15 protein-coding genes are annotated in these 23,571 nt (G+C 40.0%); 5 read left to right on the forward strand and 10 right to left on the reverse strand.

The window, feature by feature from the left end:
• Positions 1 to 366: 366 nt before the first annotated feature.
• The 3 genes from V7K84_RS32090 to V7K84_RS32100 all read right to left on the reverse strand — a co-directional run bounded on the left by V7K84_RS32090 (position 367) and on the right by V7K84_RS32100 (position 2,485).
• Positions 367 to 1,071: a helix-hairpin-helix domain-containing protein gene (locus V7K84_RS32090; protein WP_334844253.1), complete on the reverse strand. Its 705-nt coding sequence runs from the start codon at positions 1,069 to 1,071 to the stop codon at positions 367 to 369.
• Positions 1,072 to 1,092: 21 nt separating this feature from the next.
• Complete coding sequence (locus V7K84_RS32095) at positions 1,093 to 1,491, reverse strand: NINE protein (RefSeq protein WP_334844256.1); 399 nt, start codon at positions 1,489 to 1,491, stop codon at positions 1,093 to 1,095.
• 598 nt (positions 1,492 to 2,089) lie between these two features.
• Positions 2,090 to 2,485 (reverse strand): hypothetical protein, encoded by a 396-nt coding sequence (locus V7K84_RS32100; protein ID WP_334844257.1) that lies wholly within the window; start codon positions 2,483 to 2,485, stop codon positions 2,090 to 2,092.
• 577 nt (positions 2,486 to 3,062) lie between these two features.
• On the opposite strand from V7K84_RS32100, the gene V7K84_RS32105 reads away from it, so the two are divergent.
• From V7K84_RS32105 to V7K84_RS32115, 3 genes are all read left to right on the forward strand, one after another.
• Positions 3,063 to 3,416: a hypothetical protein gene (locus V7K84_RS32105; protein ID WP_334844259.1), complete on the forward strand. Its 354-nt coding sequence runs from the start codon at positions 3,063 to 3,065 to the stop codon at positions 3,414 to 3,416.
• Between the two features lie 411 nt (positions 3,417 to 3,827).
• Positions 3,828 to 5,180, forward strand: a complete 1,353-nt coding sequence (locus tag V7K84_RS32110; protein ID WP_334844261.1) for a histidine phosphatase family protein — start codon at positions 3,828 to 3,830, stop codon at positions 5,178 to 5,180.
• Between the two features lie 317 nt (positions 5,181 to 5,497).
• A complete protein-coding gene (locus V7K84_RS32115) occupies positions 5,498 to 6,826 on the forward strand; it encodes a dihydroorotase (protein WP_334844263.1) in 1,329 nt (442 codons plus the stop codon).
• A 323-nt stretch (positions 6,827 to 7,149) separates the two neighbouring features.
• Here V7K84_RS32115 and V7K84_RS32120 read toward each other — a convergent pair whose 3' ends face one another.
• The 4 genes from V7K84_RS32120 to V7K84_RS32135 all read right to left on the reverse strand — a co-directional run bounded on the left by V7K84_RS32120 (position 7,150) and on the right by V7K84_RS32135 (position 13,307).
• Positions 7,150 to 8,241 (reverse strand): hybrid sensor histidine kinase/response regulator, encoded by a 1,092-nt coding sequence (locus tag V7K84_RS32120; RefSeq protein WP_334844265.1) that lies wholly within the window; start codon positions 8,239 to 8,241, stop codon positions 7,150 to 7,152.
• A gap of 257 nt (positions 8,242 to 8,498) precedes the next feature.
• Positions 8,499 to 9,233, reverse strand: coding sequence for a response regulator transcription factor (locus V7K84_RS32125; protein ID WP_334844268.1), 735 nt, complete (start codon positions 9,231 to 9,233; stop codon positions 8,499 to 8,501).
• Between the two features lie 157 nt (positions 9,234 to 9,390).
• Entirely contained in the window at positions 9,391 to 12,729 is a 3,339-nt protein-coding gene (locus tag V7K84_RS32130) for a PAS domain S-box protein (RefSeq protein WP_334844270.1), read from the reverse strand.
• Positions 12,730 to 13,010: 281 nt separating this feature from the next.
• Entirely contained in the window at positions 13,011 to 13,307 is a 297-nt protein-coding gene (locus tag V7K84_RS32135; protein WP_334844272.1) for a hypothetical protein, read from the reverse strand.
• A 661-nt stretch (positions 13,308 to 13,968) separates the two neighbouring features.
• On the opposite strand from V7K84_RS32135, the gene V7K84_RS32140 reads away from it, so the two are divergent.
• Both V7K84_RS32140 and V7K84_RS32145 read left to right on the forward strand, forming a co-directional pair.
• Positions 13,969 to 19,749: a PAS domain S-box protein gene (locus tag V7K84_RS32140; RefSeq protein WP_334844274.1), complete on the forward strand. Its 5,781-nt coding sequence runs from the start codon at positions 13,969 to 13,971 to the stop codon at positions 19,747 to 19,749.
• Between the two features lie 12 nt (positions 19,750 to 19,761).
• The gene (locus V7K84_RS32145; protein WP_334844275.1) at positions 19,762 to 20,841 is read left to right on the forward strand and encodes a hybrid sensor histidine kinase/response regulator; all 1,080 of its coding nucleotides are present in this window, start codon (positions 19,762 to 19,764) and stop codon (positions 20,839 to 20,841) included.
• Between the two features lie 123 nt (positions 20,842 to 20,964).
• Here V7K84_RS32145 and V7K84_RS32150 read toward each other — a convergent pair whose 3' ends face one another.
• The 3 genes from V7K84_RS32150 to V7K84_RS32160 all read right to left on the reverse strand — a co-directional run bounded on the left by V7K84_RS32150 (position 20,965) and on the right by V7K84_RS32160 (position 23,446).
• Entirely contained in the window at positions 20,965 to 22,068 is a 1,104-nt protein-coding gene (locus tag V7K84_RS32150) for a DUF6745 domain-containing protein (RefSeq protein WP_334844278.1), read from the reverse strand.
• Positions 22,069 to 22,131: 63 nt separating this feature from the next.
• Positions 22,132 to 23,166, reverse strand: a complete 1,035-nt coding sequence (locus tag V7K84_RS32155) for a DUF6745 domain-containing protein (protein ID WP_334844280.1) — start codon at positions 23,164 to 23,166, stop codon at positions 22,132 to 22,134.
• On the reverse strand, positions 23,153 to 23,446 hold the full coding sequence (locus V7K84_RS32160) for a hypothetical protein (RefSeq protein WP_334844281.1): 294 nt from the start codon (positions 23,444 to 23,446) through the stop codon (positions 23,153 to 23,155). Before V7K84_RS32160 ends, V7K84_RS32155 begins: the two co-directional genes overlap by 14 nt.
• Positions 23,447 to 23,571 lie beyond the last annotated feature (125 nt).

Below are 23,571 nucleotides of genomic sequence, written 5' to 3' on the forward strand. Positions count from 1 at the left end.
CGAAATGGTCATACTTCCATCACAATTTCTCAAAGATTTCTCTCTCATGATATTGACAAACTTCTTGCCCTTGTGGAATGAAACAGCCCTGCCTTATAAAGGGGGGAAACAAGAAAATCGGGTTCCCTCCCCTTATAAACTACGGTGTATACACAAGTCTTCTAGAGTTGCGCCACAGGCTTTTGATCCCCCCAACCCCCCTTAAAAAGGGGGGCAAAAAGCTCTCAAAGTCCCCCTTTTTAAGGGGGATTTAGGGGGATCTAGGACGATTTTGGTTTTCTAGAAAGATGTGTGTACACCGTAGCCCCTTATAAAGGGGAGGGTTAGGGTGGGGTAAAAAATATTTGATAACTTTTCAAACATCCTTTAAGCGATGTGACGATAAGTATTAAACGGTAATCCAGTGCGCTGCTTCACATCAATCAATGATTTATACTCACCTCGTTGCTGCCTTTCGGCAACAATTTGTTCGGCGATCGCGCCATCCAATCCACAAGTAATTAATTCATCAGTTGAATATGTGTTTAATCGTTTCCAAGAAAAATCAGCTTCTTTTTTGTAGTTGTAGCTAAAAGTAATCAGTGGTGTGATTCGAGTTACCTGCTTTTCGGGAATTCCGGCTATTTCTATTAACTCTTCTATATGAGTAAAAACATATCCCTCATTCATCAATGATTCGATGTTATTTGCATAAACTATCGGTAGCCCTAAATAATTAACTAATTCATGTTTTGAGCATTCATTAATATCTATTTTATCGCGATTATTCGCAACTAAATTTGCTAACTCTTGTTCTTCTGGAATTGGTAAATTTTTCGGATAACTTTTGATTAAATAAGATTTCTTGAGATAGAACGCAATGCCAATTTGAGCCATCCAGACAGCAAAAGCTAAACTATTTGCTGATAAAGCTAAAGCTAAAATAGAGATGCTAATTCCTAGAACAACCCAAGTTTTCGTCTTAGATTTATAACCTGCATAGACAATCGCAAATCCCCCCAATGTCGGGATTAATGATAACCACACCCAAGCAGGAGTTTGTTGAAACCAAGATTTAGATTGTGAGATCATAAATCGACTAATGATTTTAATTTATAAAGATTTCAGAAGGTTTTGTCGCTTTTCTTCATACTCTTCTGCGGTAATTATCCCAGAGTCAAAAAGAGTTTTTAAATCAGCTAACGCACTGGTTGCATCTTTTGCAGAGACTGCTCCACCTGTGCTTGCGATAACTTGATTATACTTGGTATTGAATTCGGTATCTGACATCAAAACTAGGATGAAGAACTCAACAAAAGCTATTAAAGATGGAATACAAGTCCAAAAAAACAATAAGTACAAAATACCTGCTACATTTTGTCCTAAATAGAATTTGTGAATTCCCAGCCACCCGCCAAAAAAGCAAAGTATAATTGCTGTAGATTTAGTCTTCATAACATTTACTTCCTTAATTAACTCTAATAAATATCTATTGGCATATAATACAACCAAACTTTTTGACCTTTTTTGATTATTTATGTGTTTTGCTAGTAATTTTTGCCGTCAAAAAATAAATAACCATTATACATAGCTGAGATTCCATTAAGACTAAATATCCTTTAACTATGTAGTTTAAATCTAGGTTGGAATTAAAATAAAAAATTAGAGAACCAATTGCTAGATATGGAACTAAACGCAACTGATGAAGTTTGAGTTTGAGTCTTTGGTTATTCAAGTCGCTCATCAGTGGATAAAGTTATGTTGAGCAATAGTTGCTGATAAACAATCGAGCGGTTATCACAAATTTGTTTGGTTTAACAGATATTGACTGCTATTTAAAGCTAATTTTAGTTAATTTCTATCTGTTAAACCTCACTAATTTTACCGACTTTACTTATAGTTACATCAATAGATTTACGTAAAGTTTCTGATGACTAAAGTAAAATACACAGCAGAAAAATCGCTGAAGTTTTGTTTTATTTGCTTTTCTAGACAACAAAACTATGCAAAATTCAAGCATGACACCGATCGGGAGTTCTTGTTCATGCCTAAAATCTTGCTAAAAACAAGCTTTGTTTCAGTAGCAGCAGACTTTAATTTCAGGACGCTTTTATACAGTTGTAGCATCCTTAGTAACTGCTTCCTCTGAAATCGATCTCAAGCGTGTTGCTCTGCTTTTACGGATGCGATCGCTTTTGCGAACACCACCCGCCATCTGATATTCATGGCTATCTTTGCCGTACTTAAAAGCAACTCCCAGAAGCATTTTTTCACTCAGATCGCTCAAAGTTTTTTCCAACTCTTTCATCTCACTTTTATAAGAGTCAATCACAGCCAGAGTGGTATTATAAGAATCTATTTTACTGCGGTACTGTTGAATAACTTGTGCAACATTTTGCAAGTTGCGAGCATCCCCAAAGTCCATGCTGGGATCGATTGCTTTGAGTCCGGCGATTCTCAATTCAGCTTTTTCTAGAACGCGATATGTACGCTTTTGACGAGGCATAATGATGCTCTTTTTAATGTGTTCTAGAGCTAGCTTGCCTTACTAAAGCCTAATTTTGGTTGGGTAAAATCCACATAATTTGGTGTTTATTGTAACAATTGACTCAGCAATATTAACTAAAACTATGATGTTTATAACGAAAATCGTAGTGATAGTAACTAAATTTGTAAAATTGTAACGAAAATTATGATGTTTGTAACAAAAAATGTAGTGATGGTAACTAAACTCGTTATTTTAATAACAAATTTGTCAGATTGTAACAAGAATTGTAGTGGTGGTAATTAAACACAGCTTCAGCCAAGCGATCGCTCTACTGCGACTGTTAAATATCCCTGGTTTCATCCTGGCATATCTCAAAGAATTTAACTGCGATCGCTAAGAAGCGTAACCAGATAATCTAACTTCCAAAGAAATGCCAAAGCTATAACTTGTTAAGGCCTAAAACAGCCAAAATCATTGACACGCTAAGTACATAAGCAATACTATTATTATAGTTGAACCTAAGGATAGAGTTAATCAAAATACTTTTCCCAGAGAATAATAGACAAGCAATATTCAAATAATTTGGATAAAACAAATGAACGCCAAAATTATTGCTTTCTTAGGGATTACGGCAGCCTTTGCAAGCTTAGGAAGCCAAGTCTACGCTCAATCACCAGCATCAAGCTCAAATCCCGGACAATATAGATTAAGTGGTGATTCTCTCCTTGGAATCGATAAGAAAACAGCCCAAGAGGACTTTAGAAGTTTTTTTGAGCAAGCTAATCCAGCAACTCTTTCCAACGAGAATAGAAGAGAAAATAGAACTCCAGCCAAAATCCGCTTTAACGAATCATTATCACAGCCAGACACTTCAGTTTTCTTAACACCGGCTCAGTCAGACAGTGACAATGATGGATTAGAAGTACAGTTAGATATAGGAAGAGAATAGACAAGTATAAAGGCTAAGGTTGTAATTTTAATTAATTATGCCTTGCCCAAAATATTTGCTAATAATCTGTCAAGTTTCAATTAGTAAGGTAAACAAGTTCGTAGTAAGGACTTTAGTCTTTAATTTTTTAAGCACTCAAGTCCTTACTATAAACTTTTCATTACTAGCTTAGATATTTTACTAGGCACAATTTTGGAATTGTGCCTACATCATTTTCACTCTTGTATTTATACTTAAATCAAAACAGCTTTATTAGAAAACATCGTTCAGACAACGGCAGTTTTAGCCAATCGTCCTGTCTCCTCTACCAGAATAAAATTTTGCACCTGACTCAATCCGCCTTCCTGAGTCGATAATTATGCAATCGTTTTGCAGTAAAATTAATCGTCAAGATAAGAGGAGGGCTTTGAGATGACTCGTGTCATCATTGTGCGCCACGGTCAAAGCGGTTATAACACCGAGCGGCGTATCCAAGGACGCACTGATGCGTCAACATTAACCGAAAAAGGTCGTAATGATGCAAGTCTAGTAGGCAAAGCCCTCAGTAATATCTTATTTAATGCGATTTACAGCAGTCCCTTACAACGAGCGAAACACACAGCAGATATTATCCATAATGAGTTAGCTACTCATGCTAAACAATCTGCTGTAGTTCAAGTTTCTGATTTGCTGCTAGAAATCGACCTACCTTTATGGGAAGCATTGCTGACTGCTGAAGTCAAGCAAAAATTTGCCGAAGATTACCGCACTTGGCATCAACACCCCGACGAACTGCGGATGCTGCTTAATGATGCAGAAGGAACAAGAGAACATTTTCCCGTTCTTGCTTTATACGAACAAGCACGGCAGTTTTGGCAAGAAATTTTGTCTCAACATCAAGGCGAAACTATTCTCATCGTGGGGCATAACGGAATTAATCGCGCCCTGATTAGCACAGCGTTAGGCATCCCTCCCAGTCGCTACCACTCAATACAGCAATCTAACTGTGGCATCACCGTATTAAATTTTGCTGGAGGATTGGGCGAACCAGTCCAGCTAGAATCTTTAAATCAGACGCAACACACCGGAGAATCTTTACCCTCATTGCGACCGGATCATCAAGGAGTACGATTGTTACTAGTGCGTCACGGTGAAACCGACTGGAATCGCCAAACTCGGTTTCAAGGACAAATTGATGTCCCCCTCAACGACAACGGTAGACAACAGTCGCAAAAAGCAGGCGAATTTCTCCAAGACGTAGAGATTAATTTTGCTGTCAGTAGCACAATGCTGCGCCCTAAAGAAACAGCAGAGATTATCTTAAAACAACATCCGAATGTCAAGTTAGAATTGCAAGATGGTTTAAGAGAAATCAGTCATGGTCTCTGGGAAGGCAAATTAGAAACAGAGATAGAGCAAGAGTTTCCGGGAGAATTGCAGCGATGGCGGCTGATACCAACGCAAGTGCAAATGCCTGAAGGGGAGAATTTGCAACAAGTGTGGGAGCGCAGCGTTGCAGCTTGGCAATCAATTCTGCAAGCAGCATCAAATAATCAATTCAAAACTGTATTAGTAGTAGCTCATGACGCTACTAACAAAACCTTGCTTTGTCACATTCTGGGTTTATCGCTGGAAAACTTCTGGAGTTTTCGCCAAGGTAACGGTGCAGTTAGTGTTATCGACTACCCTGCTGGAATCGATGGTTTACCAGTACTGCAAGCGATGAACATCACCTATCACTTTGGTGGAGGCGTACTAGATAAAACAGCAGCGGGAGCGTTGTGAGTGCTGACTGCTGAGTCAGGAGTGAGGAGTTAGGAGTGAGGAATAAAGTTAGAAGCTAATGACTGAAGAACAAATAACTCATAAGTAGCTAGACGTAAATAAATTAAAGTTTGTAGTGAGTTAGCGCGGTCTTGGGGGTTTCCCCCATGAGCAACTAACGAACCCGTTTGCGCAGCGTCTCCGTTAGGAGAAGGGTAAGGACTTTAGTCCTAATAATCCTTGCTTTGAGCGATGAATCGCTCACTACGAACTAGGATTTTACTTTATGTTTAATTATGCCTACCTACTTAACTCCTAACTTATAACTAAAAACTTTTATGACTGAACTGCTGCAAAAAGTACGAGTGATTGACCCTGTTTCTGAAATCGACGAACTCTTTGATGTGCTGATTGCTGATGGTTATATCCGAGAAGTGGCTTCGCACATTTCTGATATCAGTTCTGATACTCAAATCAGAGATTGTCAGGGATTAGTTCTCGGCCCTGGATTAGTCGATTTGTACAGCCACTCTGGCGAACCTGGCTTTGAAGAACGGGAAACCCTTTCGTCTTTCTTACAAGCTGCTGCTGCTGGCGGCTTTACTAGAGTTAGCATTTTACCCGATACATCCCCAGTTATTGATAACCCTGCGCTTGTGGCACAGTTGCAGCAGAAGAGGGCAGAGGGGCAGAGGGGCAGAGGAGCAGAGAGGCAGAGGGGCACAGAGGCAGAAAAGAGTTTGTCTCCCCTGCTCCCCTGCTCTCCTGCACCTCTGCTTCATATCTGGGGTGCTATCACCGTAGATGTTGCTGGGAAGCAGATGACGGAATTGGCAGATTTAGCGTCTGCTGGAGTTGTTGGTTTTACTGATGGTAAACCTTTAGAAAATTTGGCGCTGGTGCGGCGAGTGTTAGAGTATCTCCAGCCGTTGGGCAAACCAGTCGCATTTTGGCCTAGCGATCGCCAGTTAACAGCAAATGGTGTAATGAGAGAAGGGACAGATGCTCTCCGTTTTGGTTTACCCCCAATCCCCGCCAGCGCTGAAACAACTGCGATCGCAGCCATGCTGGAATTGGTTGCAACCATCGGCACACCAGTCCATATCATGCGTGTCTCTACAGCTCGCAGCGTGGAATTAATTGCCTCAGCTAAAGCGGCTGGTTTACCCATCACCGCCAGCACCACCTGGATGCACCTTTTACTTGATACCAAAGCAGTTAAGAGTTATAACACCAGCTTGCATTTAGACCCGCCTTTAGGAAATCCTCGTGATGTGGCGGCGTTGCGTGCAGGGGTACGTGCCGGTGCGATTGATGCGATCGCTATCGATCACACACCATACAGCTACGAAGAAAAAGTCCAAGCCTTTGCCGAAGCACCAGCTGGGGCAATTGGTTTAGAGCTAGCATTACCTTTACTGTGGCAATATCTCGTTGAAACTGAGGAATTTACAGCTTTAGAATTATGGCGGGCATTGAGTACCAATCCAGCAGAGTGTTTAGGGCAAAAAGTAAGTGCGATTCTACCTCATCAACCAGCGGAACTTACTTTATTTGATCCCCAGCAAACTTGGAAAGTCGAACGGAAAAGTCTTTATACACTTTCACAGAATACACCTTGGTTAGGACAACAGTTGAAGGGTCATGTTCTGCAAACCTGGTGTTGAAAAAGCGTACTTAAAACTACGGAATATAACTAATCTCCTAAAAGATTAAGATAGATTCCCCTTACTGCCTGAATTACTATTTTGTAAATTTATATTTTACTGTAGTTATATTTCAATACAGTTCAGTTAAGCATTTCTCCCTTCTCTTTCTTCTCTTCCTTTGCGTCCTTCTCTAACGAGACGCTACGCGATGGCGTCCTTCTCTGCGAGACGCTGCGCGTAGCTTGCTTCCCCGAAGGGGTAGGCGGTTCGTTAAAAAAATTGACTTTGACAAAAAGTTAAGCCTTAACTGAACCGTATTGAGTTATATTTGTCAGCATCCCCTAGCAAGGCAAACTCACACTTACAGTAGTTCCTTGTTCAGGAATGCTAGCAATTGTAAATTCACCACCATATAATTTAACTATATGCTGAACAATAGCCAGCCCTAAGCCAGAGCCTTGTTGTTCCCATAACTTTCGATTAAATTGTACAAAAGCTCCAATTGTATTAATCTCTTCAATTGCCATACCTTTGCCATTATCAATTACATATAAATTAAATTTATTACCTTCTCTCTTACTCATAACTTTAATTTCGCTGCTTGGTAAAGAAAACTTAAAAGAATTATCCAGTAATTCTTCAATTAGAATACTCAAATTTTCTTGTGGTAATTGTACTGTAGATTCTTGGATATCTAGCTTTAAATCTTTTTGTCTAGAGTTTTCTATAGCTTTTTTGAGAGCAACTTCACTAATAATTTTCTCAGTAAAACATCTATCTTTTTTTTCTTTAATTTGACGGACTTTTTCGGGATTTTTAGATATTAATTCCAGGTCACTATATAATAAAAACCTTTGAACTAATGCATTCAAGCGATTGGCAGATGTGTAAATTAATTCGGCAATTTCGACTTCTTCAGAGTCAGGCATGATGCCACAACTTTCTATTAACATCTGTGACATACCGAGAATACCATTTAAAGGCGTATTTAGTTCGTGAGGTAATGAGTGAGCAATATTCATTCTGAGTTCGTCTAGCTTGGCTTGAGTTTGGCGCTCAACCAAAGCGTGTTTGTTAAGACGAGAAGCGATCGCATTTAGTAGTTCTTCAGGAGTAAACGGTTTGGTCAAATAATCATCAGCCCCAAAATCCATTCCCTGACGAAAATCTGAACGCTCTGCTTTAGCAGTAACAAATATTAAAGGAATATTGATAGTTGCTTCATTTTTACGTAAAGCAGACAGCACGCTGTAGCCGTCTAATTCAGGCATCATAATGTCACAGATAATTAAATCTGGTAATTTTGCTTGAGCAATTTCTAATCCAATCTTACCGTTTGCAGCTATCAAAGTTTCAAAATCAGAAAGTTGTAAAATTTCCTGAATGTTTGCCCTTACTTGGGGTTCGTCTTCTATAATTAAAATTGTGTTCATCTATGATTAAGAAAAATAAAAATATCAATTTTATGTTTTTGGTCTAACAATTTCCGACTTAGTGAGATACGTTTCTAAAGCTACTAACCTTGGTAAACAAGATTTGGGTATACTTCAGTTGATTAGGAAACGCTCTATCCACACAAAGCTTATCTTGCTAACTCAGAAAAATTACTTGTCAATAATACCTTATAATCAATATTCATGTCCTAAGCATAAACGCTGAAATATTTAAATAGGTTTGTTGCGCAACTATATTATTTGCTATGGTTAAGCACATTAAAATTTTGCAGAATTTTGACATTTTCTGGGGTTAGTAATGTTTGTAAATTTTTCATTTCATTCAACAAGATCATTTCTCTCGCGTACTCTTGTTGTAGGATACTCAAGTAGCGATCGCGCTCAACATCTGATTGAGATTTTTTCAGCATATAGATTGCCATATTGATATTTGAAAGCGGGTTCCCTAAATCTTGTAAAAGCTTTTGTAAAACCTCGTTGCATATTTCTGCTAGATGTTGGCTCTGTTGTAGTTTTTCTGAATTTATCTCTATCTCCTGCTTCAACTTGGTGTTTTCTTGATGTTCAAGTTCGTATTGTTGTTTGATTAAAGTTGGTTTTTCCACCCGATCTAATCTGACCTTAATTGCCTTCAAAAGTTCTTCCATAGAAAAAGGTTTTGTCAGGTAATCATCGGCTCCTAACTCCATACCTTGGCGTAAGTCACCACGGTCTACTTTTGCAGTCAGAAAAATTACTGGGATAGATTCAGTTATTGGGTCTTGGCGTAAGGCTGTCAGTACACCGTAACCGTCGAGTTCAGGCATCATAACATCACAACAGATAAGGTCTGGTTGTTCTGTTTTAGCAAGTCGTAATCCTTCTAAACCATTATTTGCAGTAATAGTATTAAAATCGGAGAAACTTAAAATCTGTTGAATATTTGAACAGATTTGGGCTTCATCTTCAATGACTAATATCTTTTTATTCATTGGCTTTTTTCAATAGTGATTTTTACTAGGCAGTTTTGTGATATGTACAGACGCAGTAAATACAGTTATTAGAACTGATTATTCAGCTTAGAAACGTGGAAATTTACTTTAGACTCCAAACAATCTCCCGCAGTTTATTGTTCCCTAAAACTATTGATTAATAACACATTAGATATTTGTCATTTAGGTAGTCACTTATAATTAGTGGCAGTTCTACCCTAAATGTCGTACCGACTCCGACCTGGCTAGTGAAGGTAATTCTTCCTCTATGAAGGTCTATACAGTTGTTAACTATTGCCAAACCTAATCCAGTTCCTGGCGTATTACCAACATTACTAGCTCGGTAGAATGGTTCAAATAAGTTCTGTTGATCCTCTGGTAAAATACCAATACCCTCATCTTGAATTAGAAAAACTGCGCTTTCATCTTGAACTAATAAATCAATTTGAACATTGCTGCCATCTTGCGAGTATTTGACAGCATTTGAAAGTAAATTTCTCAATATTTGTCGCAAAAGTTTTTTATCTATACAAGCCATAAAGTAATCATTTATTGATAAGTTACCCAAATGCTGAGGGGAAAAAGCTAGGGTATGTTTGGGAGAACTGAGTTGAATTTCCTCTACCAAAGAACGACAGAAATTAATCAAATTAATATAAGTTGGTTCAAATGCCAATTTTCCAGCTTCAGCCTTATTAATTAGCAAAATATCATCTAATAGTTGAGTAGTGTGTTGAACATAAGTCTCAATGCACTGGAGATGTTTATGTTTTTGTTGTTCATCTAGTTTATGGCTAAAACTTTTTAAGATTCCAGCAGAGGAAGCAATCACAGCTAAAGGAGTTCGGAACTCGTGGGAGGTCATAGAAATAAAACGAGATTTCAACTCACTAAGTTCTTTTTCTTTTACTAAAGCTTTACAAATATTTTCTTCAGCTTGTTTGCGCTCGCGTATATCTTTAACTACACCGATCGTATAAATTGGTTTGCCAATCGGATCTCGAATTAGAGATACCGTTAGATTTATCCAAATTACATTAGCATTTTTATGTAAATAACGCTTCTCGATGGAAAATGTTTCTATTTTTCCTGCTATTAATTGTTGCAACTTATTTAGATGGATTTGTATATCCTCTGCATGTGTAATATCTCTAAAGTTTTTATTAAGTATTTCTTCTTGGCTATAGCCTAAAATTTCACAAAACTTTTGATTAGCTTTAATCAAATGACCATCTAAAGTTTCTAGTTTAATTCCCACTGCTGCTTGATTAAAAATAGCTCTAAGTTCTGCCTCACTTTGTTGTAAGTCTAAAGTGCGTTGCTGAACCCTGACTTCTAAATCTTGATTGAGTTTTTGTAGAGCTTCTTGCGCTCGTTGTCTTTGCAGTTCAGCAGATGCTCTGGCTGCAAATACTTTGAGAATTCCTTCAAATTTATGTTGGTCAGGTATGGGTTTATCATCTACTATGCATAGTGAGCCAATTGGTTGACCAAACTCATCACTCAAAATAACTCCCATAGAACTTTCAGCTTCCATAGCAGCTAATCTTTTAGCATTAGGAAAGAGTTGCTGAATTCTCGAACTACACTGGTAAAATCCTTGCTTGAGCAAAATTTCACATATAGTTGATTTTGGGTCATAGAAAATATTGGGTTGTAACTGCCCATCAGACCAAAATCCTAAAGTGTGAGCTTGCTCATCAATTAACTCACTTACTAAGGTGTTACGGACATTTAAAGTCGAAGAAATATGCTCAACTAATGCTGGGAAAAAGTCACGTCCAGTCGTAGAAGCTGTACTTTCTATCAAACTTTGTAAGGCTATTTCAGCTTGTTTGCGTTTTGTAATATCAATTCCGATGGCAACGGCGGCTGTGTTTTTTTGATATTTTTGAGCTACGAGCAAATAATTGCATATTTTACCATTAATTTGGACATCAATAACCTTAGAATCTGCTACATCTTCTCTATCTAAAAACTCATACATAAATTCTGTAAATTTCGGGCTGTTTTCCATAAACCCCAATTCTTGACCAACAAAAGCATCGGGAGTCAAGTTAAAACTTTCGGCTAAATGGCGATTAACCCCTAAATAATATCCATCATCATTTACCCAAGAAACAAACCCAGGTACTGCATCTAAAACCGTTTGTAATTGCTCTTTTGCTTGTTGCAAATTTTTTTCTGCTCGTTTATAATCTGTAATGTCTTCGGAAATACATAGCAGGTATTCGGGTTGTTGGTTTTTGTCATACAAAGGAATTTTAGTCATGTGTAAAATTCTTCTGCCAAAACTAGGACTGTCAATAGCTTCTTCAGAAATATCTTGAGGTACCCCGCTAGCAAAACTTTCTAGGTCTTTTTGACAGAAAAAGTCTGCTTGTTCTTTCGGGAATAATTCATAATCTGTTTTGCCGATAGCCTGCTCTGCTGTAATACCAAAAATATTTTCGCAGGTATGATTCCAGAGCTTGACTGTCCCAAAAGCTTCTGGTTTGGCATCTTTAACAAAGACGGCTACAGGCAGATTATTAATCATCGACTGTAAAAAGTTGCGAGTCTGCTGAAGTTCCTCTTGTGCTTTTCGGCTTTCAGTAATGTCAATGCCTGTACAAACGATATAATCAACTTGATTATCAGGGTTAAGTAAGACCTTATTTGACCAAGAAATTAAGCGGCGATCGCTATCTTTAGTAACTAAAGAAGTTTCATAACGTTGAGGAAATTCTCTCTCTGCTAAATTTTGAAAAATATCTTTGATACATTTTGTTGTATCAGGTAACAGCAGCACATCCCAAACAAATCTTCCTTTAACTTCATCAAATGCGTAACCTGTAGCTTGTTCGCAAGTATGATTAAAGCGAACAATTTTTCCCTGACAATCTAGTACTATAACCAGAGCGTCTGCTAGATTCAAAACGGTAGAAACAAAATTACGCTCCAATCGCAGCTCTGCCTCGATTTTCTGACGTTCTACAAGTTTAACTCGTGTATGATTGTAAAGTTCGGCTTGTAGAATAGAAATTGTCAGCAGACTGCTAGGAGTCACTAATCCAATTAATTCTCCTTTATCCCCAATAATCGGCAGATGGCAAATCCGATTTTTACTCAGCAAATGTAACGCGCTAAAAACATCTTTAAAATCTCTTAACTTTAATGTTATTAACTCTCTGGTCATCACTTGGGCAACACTGATACCCTCTAGATTTTGACTTTGTGCTGTCAGCTTAATTAAATCTCGTTGCGTAATTATCCCCATCAACTGTGAGTTTTCTAAAACTAAAACACAACTAGTGGCTTGAGATGTGTTGCTAGCTATATCTTTACCTGAGTTCAGCAAATAATTACTATCTTTGATTGGCAAGCTATCATGATGACCTGATGCTTTATTGATTAGTGCAATTACATTCGGAAGCATCATCTCAGAGCTAACAACAAGCGGATGACGAATGATAGTCTGTTGTAAATTATCAGAAATGAGAGAGTTAATGAACATTATGTATAGATGCCTGAAATAGAATTATCTTTAAGAAAGAGGTAAATAATATTTTTGCTTATAATTAACGAAAAAGCATCAGTGTTTTCTATGATTAATTATTTGTATTTTTATATTGTTTTGTTTACTAAAGTATATTATCTTCTCATGTCTTGAGTTCTGAGTTGTTCCTTGATGTAAAAAAATAACAGTTTTTTAAGGTAGATGCAGCTTAACTGTAATCCAACAAATTAGAAGTAAGTAAAAAGTAAATTTTGAGCAAGCAAATAAAGGACTAAGCTTTAAAACATAGGATTATGTTCGTAATCCCAACACTTGCGATCGCGCCAGGTTCTACTACTGGATTGACAGTCAAACTTATTGTCAATCCAGGGAATTGATGTAGGATTAGCATCGGAAGATGAAATTATCGAACTAACTGAAGACAATACATAAGAAGCGATAATAAAGCTAGAGCTTCCTAGAATAATTGAAGCTACTAGGAGCAACACAAGATTAACAGGATTGAATTTGTGATTTACAGCCTGTTTAAGGTCTAATTTATGCTGTAAACGGCGCTCTATACTTGCTAGTGACATTAGGTTAAAACTCCTTGTGCAATTGGACTTAAGCTTGAAATTTTTAAGACACTGAACTGGATACAAACAAATAATTTCTAGTAATTCTTGTTTGTAATAGTTTTAGTATTCAGGATTTAAATGAAAATGTAATCGATGAAAAACAGGATTTTTTTCTGATTAAATTGAGAGTATTTACTTGAATGGCTATTTGGAATTGCTGAATAAATACTGAGTTGCAACTCTAGATCATCCGTAGGATAGAGGAGATTTTATAAAAGAAGGGCATAGAACAAGCCAATAAAACCGATGATGTGAAACTTTAAAACAATCTGGCTAATGATAAAAATCACTGCAAAACAGAGGTTTGAGTGTTACTCTTGCGGCTGTTAATGGATGGAATTTTGAAGGCCGCAAATTTACTGAAGCTCTGAGGAGGTGTTTAGGTAGAATTGCGAATCCCACTCGTTTATAACACTTAGTCGTAAAGCGATTAAAGTGCAAAAATTTTAAGGGATTTGGACAATACATCGCGCTGAAGGGCAATATAAAGATATCTCAGGTATTTTGCCTGTTCTATATTTTTCTTGTTCAAGCGTGATTCGATTTACATCAAGCTATTAACACGATGATATCGAGCTATAATTTTTTTGAAACGCGATCGCGTTTGTATTTTTAACTTATGAGTCATCCTTCTTGCCTCACGATCCTGCTGATTGATGATTGCGCTGAAGATCGGGAAGCATATCGTCGCTTTTTGGAGCAAGACAGCCTGTATACCTACCGCTTTTTGGAATTTGAGACGGGAAAGCCAGCACTGAAATGGTGTCAACAGGAGATTCCAGATATCATTTTGCTGGATTTTTTGTTACCAGATGGGGATGGGCTGAAGTTTATTCAGCAGTTTCGGGAATGCCATAGCAATACTCAAACTGCTGTGATTATGTTGACAGCACAAGGGGATGAAATTACTGCTGTCCGTGCGATGAAAAGTGGTGTGCAAGATTATCTGGTTAAAAAGAAACTTACACCTGAAGTTCTTCAAGGTGCAATTCATCATGCCATTGAACGGATGGATTTGACTCGACAGTTAGAACAAAGTCGGGAACAACAGCAACTGATTGCTGCGATCGCCTTACGGATTCGTCAGTCTCTGAAATTAGAAGAGATTCTGCGTACCACAGCCACAGAAGTGCGGCAGTTTCTCAAAGCAGACCGAGTACTTGTTTTTCAATTTCAGCCGGATATGAGCGGCACAATTAAGGCGGAGTCAGTCCTTCCTGGTTGGACTGTGGCTTTGGGGCAGCAGATTTTGGACACCTGCTTTCAAAAGGGAGCCGGAACTGACTATCGCCAATGGAAAAAACGATCAATTGACGATATTTATCAGGCTGGTTTAACGAATTGTCATTTGCATCTTTTAGAACAATTTGAAGTTAAAGCCAATCTGGTAGTACCCATTTTGGTCAAAGAGCAATTATGGGGATTATTAATTGCTCACCAATGTAGTGCATCTCGCCACTGGCAATCAGTAGAACTAGATTTGTTGGATCGACTAGCGGTGCAAATAGCGATCGCCATTCAACAGGGAAGTGCATATCAGCAATTACAGGCACAACTGGCAGAACGCCAACGGACAGAAGCAGCCCTAAAAGCTAGCGAAGAGAAACTCAAGCTGACCCTGAGTTTTGCTGGTATTGGCTATTGGGAGTGGAACCCAATCACCCATCAAATATTTGCTAGCGAGAATGCAATTCGCTGTTTTGGTTCCGATCTGAGTGATGTGAACTGGACTTATGAAAAGTGGCTCAATCAACTACATCCAGAGGATCGGGAATGGGTTGAGCCGCAACTGAGGCAGGCGATCGCCACCCAAACCGATTATGCTGTGGAATACCGAGTTGTCTGGCAAGATGGCAGCATTCACCGGGTATCGGCAAAAGGACGGGGAGTTTACGACGTAACCGGACAACTACTGCGAATGCTGGGCGTGCTAATAGATATCACAGAACGCAAGCTTTCAGACGAAGAGCGGCGGCGTGCCCAGATGCTGCGAATTGAATTACGTCTTCTGGAGCAAATTCTCGAAGTAGTCCTAGCAGGTTACTGGGACTGGGATATTCCCGGCAATCAGGAATACTTGAGCTTAACCTTCAAGCAGATGTTCGGCTATGAAGATTGTGAGTTGGCAAATACACCAGAGAGCTGGCAACGCCTGATTTTTCCAGAGGATTTACCGGGTGTTCTAGAACTTTTCGAGCAACACGTCCAAAGTCGCGGAAAAATCCCCTTTTACAATGAGGTGAGATACCGACATAAGGATGGTTCTACCGTTTGGGTCATTTGTTCCGGTCGGGTAATTGCCTGGGATCGAGACGGCAATCCCCTGCGGATGATTGGTTGCCATATTAACATTACAAAGCGCAAACAGGCAGAAGCTCAATTGTTAGCGATCGCTAATTTGCAGCAAGCCATTTTAGATGGTACTGACTATGCCATTATTTTTAATAACTCAAATGGCATCCAAACCTTCAACGCAGCCGCTCAGAAAATGTTGGGCTACAAAGCAGATGAAGTTGTTCGGCAAATAAATCCAACTACATTTCACGACCCAGAGGAACTCAAACAACGCGCAGCAGAACTCTCGTTGGAATTGGGTAGGGAAATTGCACCTGGTAGGGAATTTTTTACTATCGTCACTCAAGACGGAAGCACCTATGAAAACGAATGGACTTACATTCGCAAAGATGGCTCTCGTTTCCCTGTATTTCTGTCAGTGAAAATCCTTAAGGATCTGGAAGGACAGAATATCGGATTTTTGAGTATTGCCAAAGATATTACCCAGCAAAAACAAATAGAGACAGCCCTTCGAGACAGCGAACTCCGTTATGCACATCTGGCAGAAGCGGCTCCTGTAGCTATTTTCCGGCTAGATGCCGTTGGTAAATGCATCTATGTCAACGATCGCTGGAGTGAGATGACTGGTAGACCAATACAGGCAGGATTGGGGGCGGGGTGGATAGAGGCTTTGCACCCAGAAGACGCCGAGCGTTTGGGGAGGGAATGGTCTCTAAAATTTGACCAAGGACATGTTGACCCAAGGGAATTTTATCAGAGTGAGGGTAGGCATCTACGCCCAGATGGCAGCATTAACTGGTTTTATGTCCAAGTGCTACCCGAAATTAACGCCAACGACACCATTATTGGCTACATCGGCACACTGACAGATATTAGCGAACAGCAAGCTGCGCTGCGCGAACGTAAACTTGCTGAAGAACAGTTGCATCATCTCTCCGAACGGCTAACCATAGCCATCAGTTCTGGAGGATTTGGTATTTGGGAATATGATTTCGTCCAAGCAAGCCAGATTTGGGACGATCGCATGTACGAACTGTATGGAGTGAGTAAAACTGATTTTAACGGTTCTTTTGATGCTTGGCTTAACTGCTTACATCCGGAAGATCGCCCTTATCTGCTGGAAACTATGGAGCAAGTTATACAAGGAAATCAAGAATATAATGTCGAGTTCCGCATCGTTCAACCAAGTGGAGAAATTCGTTTCCTCAAAGGCTACGGCATTCTCAAACGCGATCGGCAGGGAGAGCTTGTACGGATGATTGGGGTTAACTATGATATTAGCGAACGCAAACAAGCCGAACAAGAACTCATCCACAACAGGGATTTACGAGAAGCAATTTTTAACGAATCTGCTGATGCCATCTTTCTGGTCGATCCGCAAACCCTGCTGACTCTAGATTGCAATCGGCGGGCAGTAGAACTGTTTGAGGCAGTTGACAACACTGAATTGATCGATATCAATGGGCAGACACTCCAACTGCGTCCATTCACTGCCAGCGAAACAGATGCGATCGTCAGAGATATGCAGTCAAAAGGTGTTTGGAGCCTAGAGATTGAATATGTTACTCTTCAGGGTAAGATTTTCTGGGGCAACATTGCAGCCAAGCCCATTACTGTAGCCGGACGTACCATGCATCTAGTCCGAATAACAGATATCAGCGAACGCAAACAGGCACAAGAGGCATTGGCGAAATATGCCCATGAGATCGAAGATTTGTACAATAATGCTCCCTGTGGCTACCATTCCCTCGACAGCGAAGGCCGATTGCTTAAAGTCAACGAGACTGAACTGCAATGGTTGGGTTATACCCGTGAAGAAATGATTGGCCAAACCCTGGTAAATTTTTTCACTCAAGCCAGTGGCTTGTCCTTCGCGCAAAACTATCCTCGCTTCAAAAAGCAGGGTTCGTTGAAGGATGTGGAACTTGACATGGTTTGTAAAGATGGCACAGTTTTCCCAGTGCTGGTAAGCGCTACTGCTGTCAAGGATGCTGAGGGTAACTATCTATACAGCCGTACCACCCTATTTGATATCCGCGAACGCAAACAAACCGCGCAAGAACTAGAAGAATCACGTAAAATGCTGCAAACGGTACTAGATACATTTCCGCAACGTGTTTTCTGGAAAGACCGCCAATCGCGGTTTATTGGTTGCAATCCAGCATTTATCCGCCATTCTCAACTGACAACTGATGAGATTATCGGCAAGACCGATTTTGAATTACCTTGGGCAAAGTTGGCACACCTCTACTGTGCAGACGATATGATGGTGATGAACACTCGAACACCTAAACTCGGTTATGAAGAGCCATTTGAAGGGGATAATGGCGAACGACTCTGGCTACGAACTAATAAAATTCCTCTGACCAATAGCGCAGGTGAGGTGATTGGCGTAGTAGTATCTCACGAAGACATCACAGAACGCAAACAAGCCGAAGCACAATTACGGCAAACGAATGAGCAGCTTGCTAACGCAAATATGGAACTTGCCCGCGCCACTCGCCTCAAAGACGAATTTCTCGCAAACATGAGCCATGAACTGCGAACACCTCTCAATGCGATTTTGGGTATGTCAGAGGGTTTACAAGAAAGTGTATTTGGCTCCATTAATGAAAGACAAGTAAAAGCGATCGCCACTATCGAGCGCAGTGGCAGACATTTACTAGAACTAATCAACGACATTCTAGACTTGTCGAAAATTGAATCTGGCAAACTGGAACTGCAACTAAGTGATGTTTCTGTTAGGAGCCTGTGTGATACCAGCCTTGCCTTTGTCAAACAGATGGCTTTGAAAAAAAGTATTCGTCTTAGTACTCATATTTCTGACAATATTGACAGCATCCAAATAGACGATCGCCGCCTGCGTCAAGTACTGATCAACCTGCTAAGTAACGCTGTCAAGTTTACGCCAGAACGGGGATGTGTAACGCTAGAAGTCCGGCTGGAGGAGGCAGGGGAGCAGAGGGGCAGGGGAGCAGAGGGGCAGGGGAGCAGAGGGGCAGGGGAAGTAAATTCTGCCTTGTCTTCCTTGTCTTCGCCAGATATCTGCTTCCATATCACTGACACTGGCATCGGTATCGCCTCTGAAGAAATTGGCAAGCTGTTTCAGCCTTTTATCCAACTTGACAGCAGCCTCAATCGCCAATACAGTGGCACCGGTCTAGGTTTGGCACTGGTACAAAAGATTATTACCCTACATGGAGGAACCGTCTTAGTTAGCAGTGAAGTTGGAAAGGGAAGTTGTTTTACCGTCCGCATTCCCTACCATAGCAGCGACAACCTTCTAAGAACGCAGGTAACTACTTCATTACCCAGCTATCCCTTACTTGTTGAAAATGCTCAAGTTTTGATTATCGAAGATTCTGTGGCGGCGGCCGATCAGATTACTCGTTACTTCAGCGAGATGGGAATGCAATCTACCATTTATCCCCAGGGAGAAGGAGCCGTAGAAGAAGTGCTGCGAGTTCAACCTGCTCTAATCATTCTCGATCTGCAACTACCGAACCTATCGGGTTGGGAGGTGCTAAATCAACTCAAGACCAACCCAAAAACCAAAGATATTCCAACGATCATCATTTCAGTTGTGGATGAACATAGCAAAGGACTGGCTCAGGGAGCGTTTGAATATCTGGTCAAACCCATTACCCGCGCTCAACTTCAAGCAACTATAGAGAAACTACAACATCCTGCCCGTTCAGACTCGCCAAATCTAATTGTAGTGCCAGAAGTCTTTCTAGAGAATCCTTTGATTTTGCTGGCAGAAGATCATCAACCAAATATTGATACGATGTCTGCCTATCTTGAAAGTCGAGGGTATCATCTGATTTTGGCAAACAATGGACAACAAGCTATCGATCTTGTCAGAGTTCAACGCCCCGACTTAATTGTGATGGACATTCAAATGCCGGGAATGGATGGGTTGGAAGCAATCCGCCACATCCGTAACGAACCACAATTTGTGCATATTCCCATAATTGCACTAACGGCATTAGCTATGCCCGGCGATCGCGAAACTTGTTTAGCAGCTGGAGCTAACGAATATTTGACCAAACCCGTAAAACTTAAACAGCTTGTAACCACAATTCAACAATTTTTAGAAAGGTAGCGGAAATTCTCGATGGATAGTCAACCCTCTATTTTAGCGATCGATGATGAACCCGATAACTTTGATGTTATTGAAACCTTGCTGGATGGTGAAAACTACCAGCTATACTACGCTCCTAGTGGTCAACAAGCTCTAAACCGCCTCGATAGTTTTCAGCCCGATCTGATTTTATTAGATGTGATGATGCCCGATCTTGATGGGATGGAAGTCTGCCGACGCATCAAAGCCGATCCACACTGGCAAGCAGTGCCGATTATTATGGTGACAGCATTAACCGATAAAGAAGATTTGGCTCGATGTCTGGCGACGGGTGCAGATGACTTCATTAGTAAACCTGTCAATGGTGTGGAATTACGAGCCAGAGTTCATTCCATGTTAAGGATTAAGCAGCAGTACGACAATATGCAAGTATTGCTCAAACTGCGAGAAGACATGGTAAACATGATTGTGCACGATCTGCGAAATCCACTTACCAGTATTGTTTTAGGCGCAGAGATTCTGCGGTTGCCAGATTTGTCACCAAAACAACAGCAAGGCAAAGTCGATCAAATTTTAGTTGCTGGGCAACAACTGCAATCGTTAATCGATAGCTTGCTGATCGTGGCAAAGCTGGAATCTGGGAAAATGGTTCTCAACTATACAGAAGTAGACCTTTGTACGCTGTGTATGTCAGCATTGGCAGGTATTGAGGCGATCGCAAATCAAAAGAACCTGACCCTGATACGCGAACTACCCGAACCTGGTGGCATTGTTGCAGTAGATGCAGTTATCTTTCGTCGAGTGCTGGATAATTTGCTCTCCAATGCCATTAAGTTCTCCCCGTCCAAGTCTCAAGTTACCCTACGGGGAGAGTATTTAGCAGCAGGTGGTGTAAAAGTGCAAGTCGCTGATTCTGGTTCTGGAGTAAGTCTGGAGTTACGACAAATCATTTTTGATAAGTATGAAATTGGAACTCCGATACCAGAAGTTTCGCAAATTGGTTTAGGATTGGCTTTCTGCAAAATGGCGCTCGACGCACATTCTGGTACAATTACCGTCGAAGATAATTATCCAAATGGTAGTGTCTTCACTGTACTACTCAAAAATGAATAATTAACTCTCAATTTAGTCCATTTAAGAATTATAGTATGCCCTTTCTGCTAATGTGACATCTAGCATGAATGGATTGTCATTACCTTTTTGAACAATTTATAAATGGGGAAGTCCTTTAAGTAATTATGTTTGCACACCAAATTCTTCTGGATCAATTCCCCAATTTACCCAGCAAATTGCTTCACGCGCTGAGTTTATATTTGGTGGAACTCGTAAGGCGTGAATAAACCCTGTGCTAGGGCAAGTCATTTTTAATAAATAAATTGGTTCGATATCCACATTGTTATCAATTTTTAATAATGTATATTCATGCCAATTATCTAATTCAATAGCTTGCAATTCTTCGCAAATTCTTGCGTAACCGATACCCTCAATTAATACTCGGCGTAGTTCGGCGTTTTTCTCTGATAAAAGCCATTCAGCTTGCCATTGCTGTGGGTAAATTTTACCGTATTTTTCAGGTAAGGTTACACCGTGGTAGGAGTATAGGCTATATCCATCGGTAAATTCAATGGCGGGTTCGCCTTCAGCGTGGAGGCGATTTTGATTGTCGAAGCGCAGGTGAAGGGGGCGATCGCATACTATACAAGTATATTTACCTGCGAAAATCCAGCCGCACTCTTTGACTACTGACTCAAAGGAATTCCATTTAACTTGATCGTACACACAATTCAAAACCGAAATACAAAAATCGTTGTAACTTGCACCGCAAGCTAATATTTCATATTCAATGCAGTCTTCCTCGGCATATTCCACTTCAAGTTGTAGTTGACTTTCCAATTGTCTATGTAATTCGTTCCACAATTGCTGACAGTGGGTAAAATTATTCATACTATTCTCTAGTTTTGTTTTTAATTCAAACCTCAGTAGAGAATCAAGTTCGTCATCAATTTGTTTATCTAATTCATCCTCTAGGTCGTTACATACGTTTGCAGGCGGTAGTTCATAAATACCTAATTCCCCCCACAGATCCGAACCATCCCAACTGCCAACCCAACTCCTAGCAAGTTCTTGTGATAATTTGCTTAAAGTAGTTATCAAAGCAGCATTCGGGCTATCATAAAAAACTATCTCAGGTTCTTCCATACCAATCAAAACATAAGTAGCTTTGACCGCTTCCGCCGCTTTTTCACGATCAATCCGCTCAGTTGAAAGCGCGATCGCTCTCCACTTTTCCCGATAAACTGGAATCAAAGCCTCTTGCTCAGGTGTTAGCGTGTAAATCATTTTTACTAATCAAAAATTTTTACCTATTTGAACAATTTCTAAATGGGGAAGTCCTTTAAGCAATTATGTTTGCACGCCAAATTCTTCTGGATCTACACCCCAATTTACCCAGCTAATTGCTTCACGCGCTGAATTCATATTCGGTGGAACTCGCAAGGCGTGAATAAACCGTGTACTAGGGCAAGTCATTTTTAATAAGTAAATTGGTTCTTCATCGACATCATTATTTATTTTTAATAGAGTATATTTTTTCCAAAAATCTAATTCAATAGCTTGTAATTCTTGGCAAATTCTGGCGTAACCAATACCCTGAATTAACACTCGGCGTAGTTCGGCGTTTTCTTCTGTTAAAAGCCATTGAGATTGCCATTGCTGCGGGTGGGTTTTACCGTATTTTTCAGGCAAGGTTACACCGTGGTAGGAGTAAAGGCTATATCCATCAGTAAATTCAATGGCTGGTTCGCCTTCAGCGTGGAGGCGATTTTGATTGTCAAAGCGCAGATGAAGGGGGCGATCGCATACTATACAAATTTTTTCATAAGGCAAAATCCAGTTACAATACTCTAGTAGTGACTGTAAAGCTTGCCATTTTAGTTGGTTGTAAGAGCAATTTAATACCGAAATATAAAAATCTACCCAACTACATACGCTTGAATATAACTGAGCTTTAAACCAAGGACTACGAAGATTTGTTATCAGTTGAAGTTGAGTTTTTAATTCAACTCTCAATATGTCTTCTAGTATAGTTAAATCTGGTAACACGACAGTGACTAGTTGTTCCATTAATTGGCTCTCTAGCTGCCATGCAACTTGGCTACGTAATTCATTTCTAAATTGGTACAAAAGTTGGTTATGAAATTCCGTGTTTAATCGGTGTTTTAGCTGCTTCTGAATTACAATTTTTAGACCAGCATAAGGACTATCACAAAATATAATTTCAGGTTCTTGTTTACGAATTGCTACATAACTAATTTTTACTGCTTCCGCCGCTTTTTCACGATCAATTCGCTCAGTTGAAAGCGCGATCGCTCTCCACTTTTCCCGATAAACTGGAATCAAAGCCTCTTGCTCAGGCGTTAACTTTTCAATCAGCGACATAACGCCAACCTTCAGGCTCGTATTCTCGCTGAATTTTCACCATCCAGTCACCTTGGGGAATAGAAATAGCTTTATGCTCCTCATGGGCAAGCAATGCCGACTCTGAAAACACACGCAAGTAGAGTGTGCTATCTTTCTCGTATAATTCGGCGTTTCCATCAGTAATGCGATGCTTATGCCCTGTAACTTCGCCTTCTGCCAAAGTTAAATGAGGTATTTTTTGTCCTTCAACCTGCTGCACAGGTAGTAAGATAACATCACCCTGACGAATTGGTTTCATGGTTTTGCTTTCCTGACATGGGTACAAATCCCACTTCGCTTTTGCTCTCAAGTTTGATTTAATTTTGGCACAAGCTTTATGAGAGTGGGGCATTGGGTATGGAGAAGAGACAAGGTAGAGACTTG

This window comes from Nostoc sp., from assembly GCF_036917315.1.
Taxonomy (GTDB): Bacteria; Cyanobacteriota; Cyanobacteriia; order Cyanobacteriales; family Nostocaceae; genus Nostoc.

Coding starts and splice junctions, on each gene's coding strand:
- V7K84_RS32110 (WP_334844261.1), top strand. CDS start 3,828: ATGACTCGTGTCATCATTGTGCGCCACGGTCAAAGCGGTTATAACACC.
- V7K84_RS32090 (WP_334844253.1), bottom strand. CDS start 1,071: ATGATCTCACAATCTAAATCTTGGTTTCAACAAACTCCTGCTTGGGTG.
- V7K84_RS32130 (WP_334844270.1), bottom strand. CDS start 12,729: ATGTTCATTAACTCTCTCATTTCTGATAATTTACAACAGACTATCATT.
- V7K84_RS32160 (WP_334844281.1), bottom strand. CDS start 23,446: ATGAAACCAATTCGTCAGGGTGATGTTATCTTACTACCTGTGCAGCAG.
- V7K84_RS32140 (WP_334844274.1), top strand. CDS start 13,969: ATGAGTCATCCTTCTTGCCTCACGATCCTGCTGATTGATGATTGCGCT.
- V7K84_RS32135 (WP_334844272.1), bottom strand. CDS start 13,307: ATGTCACTAGCAAGTATAGAGCGCCGTTTACAGCATAAATTAGACCTT.
- V7K84_RS32150 (WP_334844278.1), bottom strand. CDS start 22,068: ATGATTTACACGCTAACACCTGAGCAAGAGGCTTTGATTCCAGTTTAT.
- V7K84_RS32100 (WP_334844257.1), bottom strand. CDS start 2,485: ATGCCTCGTCAAAAGCGTACATATCGCGTTCTAGAAAAAGCTGAATTG.
- V7K84_RS32155 (WP_334844280.1), bottom strand. CDS start 23,166: ATGTCGCTGATTGAAAAGTTAACGCCTGAGCAAGAGGCTTTGATTCCA.
- V7K84_RS32125 (WP_334844268.1), bottom strand. CDS start 9,233: ATGAATAAAAAGATATTAGTCATTGAAGATGAAGCCCAAATCTGTTCA.
- V7K84_RS32120 (WP_334844265.1), bottom strand. CDS start 8,241: ATGAACACAATTTTAATTATAGAAGACGAACCCCAAGTAAGGGCAAAC.
- V7K84_RS32105 (WP_334844259.1), top strand. CDS start 3,063: ATGAACGCCAAAATTATTGCTTTCTTAGGGATTACGGCAGCCTTTGCA.
- V7K84_RS32115 (WP_334844263.1), top strand. CDS start 5,498: ATGACTGAACTGCTGCAAAAAGTACGAGTGATTGACCCTGTTTCTGAA.
- V7K84_RS32145 (WP_334844275.1), top strand. CDS start 19,762: ATGGATAGTCAACCCTCTATTTTAGCGATCGATGATGAACCCGATAAC.